The organism is Enterococcus sp. RTP21361st1_A6_RTP21361_211029, from assembly GCF_040910045.1.
In the GTDB taxonomy this organism is placed as follows: Bacteria; Bacillota; Bacilli; order Lactobacillales; family Enterococcaceae; genus Enterococcus_D; species Enterococcus_D gallinarum.
In genome coordinates this window covers 1-4,523 of the sequence record NZ_JBDGBK010000142.1, presented here as the reverse complement: position 1 = coordinate 4,523, position 4,523 = coordinate 1, and the positions used below count along the sequence as shown (strand labels likewise).

Annotated in this window: 1 protein-coding gene and 1 pseudogene; both read right to left on the bottom strand. The window is 36.0% G+C overall.

The features are described from left to right. Window positions 1-60 precede the first annotated feature (60 nt). Window positions 61-1,020: pseudogene (locus tag AB5Z52_RS15990) on the bottom strand (FAD/NAD(P)-binding oxidoreductase). 472 nt (window positions 1,021-1,492) lie between these two features. Continuing rightward, on the bottom strand, window positions 1,493-4,523 hold a 3,031-nt coding region (locus AB5Z52_RS15985), incomplete at its 5' end, for a Rib/alpha-like domain-containing protein (protein ID WP_368267008.1).

Sequence of the window (4,523 nt, the reverse complement as noted above, 5' to 3'; positions counted from 1 at the left end):
ATTAACAATTCCTCCAGTGTGTTTTCTTATATTTTACACACCTTATTTTTATTGTCTAGTTCAGTGTAACCTATCCACTTCGAGATGTTGACTTACAATATATCCTGTTCTTAAAGCATTAGACACAGAAAAATCTACATCACTTCGATTTAACACAGTTGAAAATGTTGTTGCACAATCACCTATTGCATAAATATCTTTTACATTTGTTTGCTGGTATTCATTTGTCAAGTATGCTCCATTTAAATGTCTTAATAATTTTTTGTTCCCCAATTTACTATTAGGAGTGAAACCAATAGCTTGAACAACCATATCAATCTTATATTATTTCAAATTAGTCACTATTTTTTCTATTCTCTTATCTCCTAGATACTGTATTGGAGTTTCTCTCAAACAGACTTTAATATTATTTTCTAGGAGAATTTGTTCGATAATATTTGAAAACGGTTCATCATAGTGCATCGATAACATTCGATTAGCAGCATCAAATAAATATACATTTTTTCCACATCTGGAAATTGCTTCTGCCAACTCAACACCTATGTATCCAGCTCCTACAACAGCAATACTTTTTACTGCTGGATCATTCAAATTTTTGATGATTTTTGATACATCAGAAATATCCTTTAACATAAAGTTCTGTACTAATTCATTTCCTGGTATATCCAATGTAAATTGACTAGAACCAGTAGCCAACACCAATTTATCATAATTTTGATAAAATAAATTGTTATATTTATCTTTACAAAGGACTCTCTTCTCAACAGTATCAATATCTAAAACTTCTGTTTCCATGTAAAGATTAGAAACTTTAGATTTTAATTGTTGCATATCTACATAAAATAAAGAACTCATATCTGACACTTCTTTTTTTAGAAGTAAAGATAAGCCGCATCCTAAATAACTAACTACTGATTTTTTATCTATAAGAATTATTTCATATTTCGTGTCACTTTCAAGTAAGCACTTAGTTAATGATAATCCTGCGTGATTAGAACCTACAATTACTATTTTTTTCAACGTACCTTCCATCCCCTATATTTCTGTAATTAATAAGCTTATAATCATTTAAACTATCTGAGAAAAAAAAGCTATCATAATAATCTTCTAAATACTCTTGATCCACAACCTGTTGAATTTCTGAATAATCTAGATATTGACTGTTAATTAAGAAAAATAGATATAAACAAATCTTAGCGTCTACCTTTACAAGATTACCCATTGTTAATTTAAAATTTTCTTCTGAGATTCCTTTTATCAAATTTCGAGCTTCCTTACATAATTCCTCTATTATCTTCAATACATAATAGTCATTATTTGTTAAGCCAACCTTTTCTTGAGAGTTTTTTTTCGTTCATATTCTACAAAAGAAGCTAGACTTTGGATCTCCCAAAAATATATTTTTTTAGAATACATTTTATTTCACCTCATTAATTAAAAAGAGGAAGAAAATACTCTTCCTCTTCTTCGAGAAGAATTAAGCTTCTAACTTCTATTCGTTATCTTTTCTTTTTTTATACCCAAGTAGTCCCAACATACTCAAGAAAACAACTCCCCCACTAATAGTAATCATGTCATTACTTGATTCACCGGTTTTGGGTAATTCTTTAAATCCTACTTGCAAAGGTAACCCAATACCGCTCTCTAATTTTCGTTGAGGGCTTGTAATAATCTTGTTATTTTCTCCTGATGTCACATATTCTGTATTACTAGGAGAAACAATGGCAGTCGTTGGTTCACTTGTATTACCTGATTTATCAGTTGCTGTAACAATAACTTTATCACCTGCTTCTAGACTAGGAACTTTTACTTTGAAAATTCCTTTATCATCAGAAGAACCATAATATTCACTCCCATTCGGTAGTTTAACTGTTACATCAATATTTGGTTCAGTTTTACCTGTTACCTCATTATCTCCTGGTTTAATAGGATCAACTTTAGGTTTATCAGGAGCAATTGTATCTACAACTTCTACAGGTATTTTAATTTGATCTTTCGATCCATCTGGATACGTTACTTCAATTGTCCCTTGATATTTTCCTGGTGTTGTAGTATCAATTTCCCCATCAGGAGTAATATCAGTCACTTTCGTTCCTTTAGGTAGTTCTGGTAAATTTGTAACATTATCCGTTAAATCTACTTTTTCTCCAACTGCTTTTGGCTCGTATTTATCTGCGTCTGTTGTTTGAGCCTTGAACTGAGCAGTATATGTTCCCGCTTTATCATAGTTCGCAGGTAATTCCGGATTCCACCCACTTTGTACTTTACCCGTTGGTGCAGTCACCGTTGGTGTTGGAACTTCAGTTGCTGCGGTTCCAGCTTTTACATCAAACACCTTCTTCGCATCCGTTGCGAAACTTCCTTCCCCAGCTTCAAACGTTACTCGTACATACCCTGCTGGTGTCGGTTGACTCGGATCATCTGTACGATCAATCACTTTTTCTAGTGTAGTTACTGGTACTTTAATTTGATCTTTCGATCCATCCGGATACGTTACTGTCACAGGTACTTCTACTGTGCCAGGTGTTGTCCCATCTGGTAATGTTGCTCCCGGATCGACCGTAACTTCTGGTTGATCTCCACCTGTAGGATAACCTGGTACCGTTACTGCATCTGTTACATCCTTTTCTGTTGTTGCTTCCCCATACGGTTTCTCAACCGGCTCTGCTTTTGGCTCGTATTTATCTGCGTCTTCAGCTAATCTTGCAAGGAAACTATCTGCATCGACCGTAACACCATTTACCACTAACTCTACAGTATAAATTGTATTTTCCTTTATATCTGATGGAACAGTAAACATTGCTGCTTTTTTAGCATCATCTATTGTAGAAACAGATGTTCTACTAATCTCCCCATCTTTATTTGACCACACAATTTCTACCGTCGAGCCAACATTAAAGATAGTTTGAACATCACTAACTGCAGTGTTTCCTGGAAGAGCAATATTTTTCGTTGTATCATAGTTAGTTATGTCAATGTTAAATTTATCTAAGTTAGGAACTAATGCAAAATGAGAGTTATATACTTGTTGTCGACCTGCCGTAATAAATGGATTTGAATGTGTATATTCTCTTGGTGACCCATAAGCAAGAATCGGGAAATTACTATATGCCAGTTGAATTTCTCCATCACCATTTATTACAAATTGATACATTGCCTCAACATCAATATCATCAGTAAAATGAGCAGTATATTCTCCGTCTACAATTGGAGCCACTACAGTTTCTTGTACATACTCAGGATGAGCTTTTAATATGGCTAATTGTTCCTTAACCTTATCATACGCATTATTAGCGTTTTGTGTGGATTCTATTGCTGCTTTTCCCTCTGGGGTAAGGACACTAGTAACAACTCTGAATCCTGTTTTTGCTTCATCTGCTGTTTGAGTTACAAAGCTTTCGCTTGTACTAGTTGGGAAAGTAGTACCATTTTTTGATGTTTCCCACCAAACTTTTCCAGAAACTCTATTAGTTCCTCCCACGATATTAGACGGATTACTATCTGGTCCTTTATCGTCATAAATCCAAGTATCTTCTTTTCCTACAAATGCTTCTAAATTCTCTTTACTCGGCAGTTCAACTACATAAATACTTGCACGCTGTAAATTTGCTCCTGCTAAATAAAAAGCCCCCGCTGTTGTTGGTGTTGAAAAACCAGGTGTATTTCCAACTACTGGACGAAATGTAATTAACTCATTTCCATCTGGTGATAATTGTTTAGGTGCCAGCCATAATTTCAATCTTTGTTTTGAAGTTGGTAAGTAAGTAAATTTATGTTCTACCCCAGTTTCATCTATCCATGTAGGTAGCTCAAATGCAAAAACTCCATCTCCTCCACCATTAGAAGCAGCTCCTGCTAAGTTATGCGTGACAGCTGAATAAATAGGGCTTACTGCTCCATCTGTATCAATCCACTGAGCATTTACCGTATAGCCATTCAACTTGGTACTTGCTCCTGTACCTGGTGTATATCCTACAGCTGACTGAGGTGCAAGCTCTAACCACCCACTTATGATATTACTTGCATTCGTCAATTGTCCGCCTGTCTTAACTTTTCCAGATTCAATTGCATCAATATTTATCGGAGTTTCAGTAGCATTGCGAGTTGCTATACTTGGCTCTGTTGGTACGGTTGTATTGCTTGCTTCATTTGCGACTGGTTCCTCTGCTGGTACAGTTTCATCGCTTGCTAAGTTTGAGTCTGGAACCTCTGTTGCTGCACCTTCATCACTTACTAAGTTTGAGTCTGGAACCTCTGTTGCCGCACCTTCATCACTTACTAAGTTTGAGTCTGGGGCCTCTGTTGCCACATCTTCATCACTTACTAAGCTTGAGTCTGGAACCTCTGTTGCCGCACCTTCATCACTTACTAAGCTTGAGTCTGGAACCTCTGTTGCTGCATCTTCATCACTTACTAAGTTTGAGTCTGGGGCCTCTGTTGCTGCATCTTCATCACTTACTAAGTTTGAGTCTGGGGCCTCTGTTGCTGCATCTTCATCACTTACTAAGTTTGAGTCTGGGGCC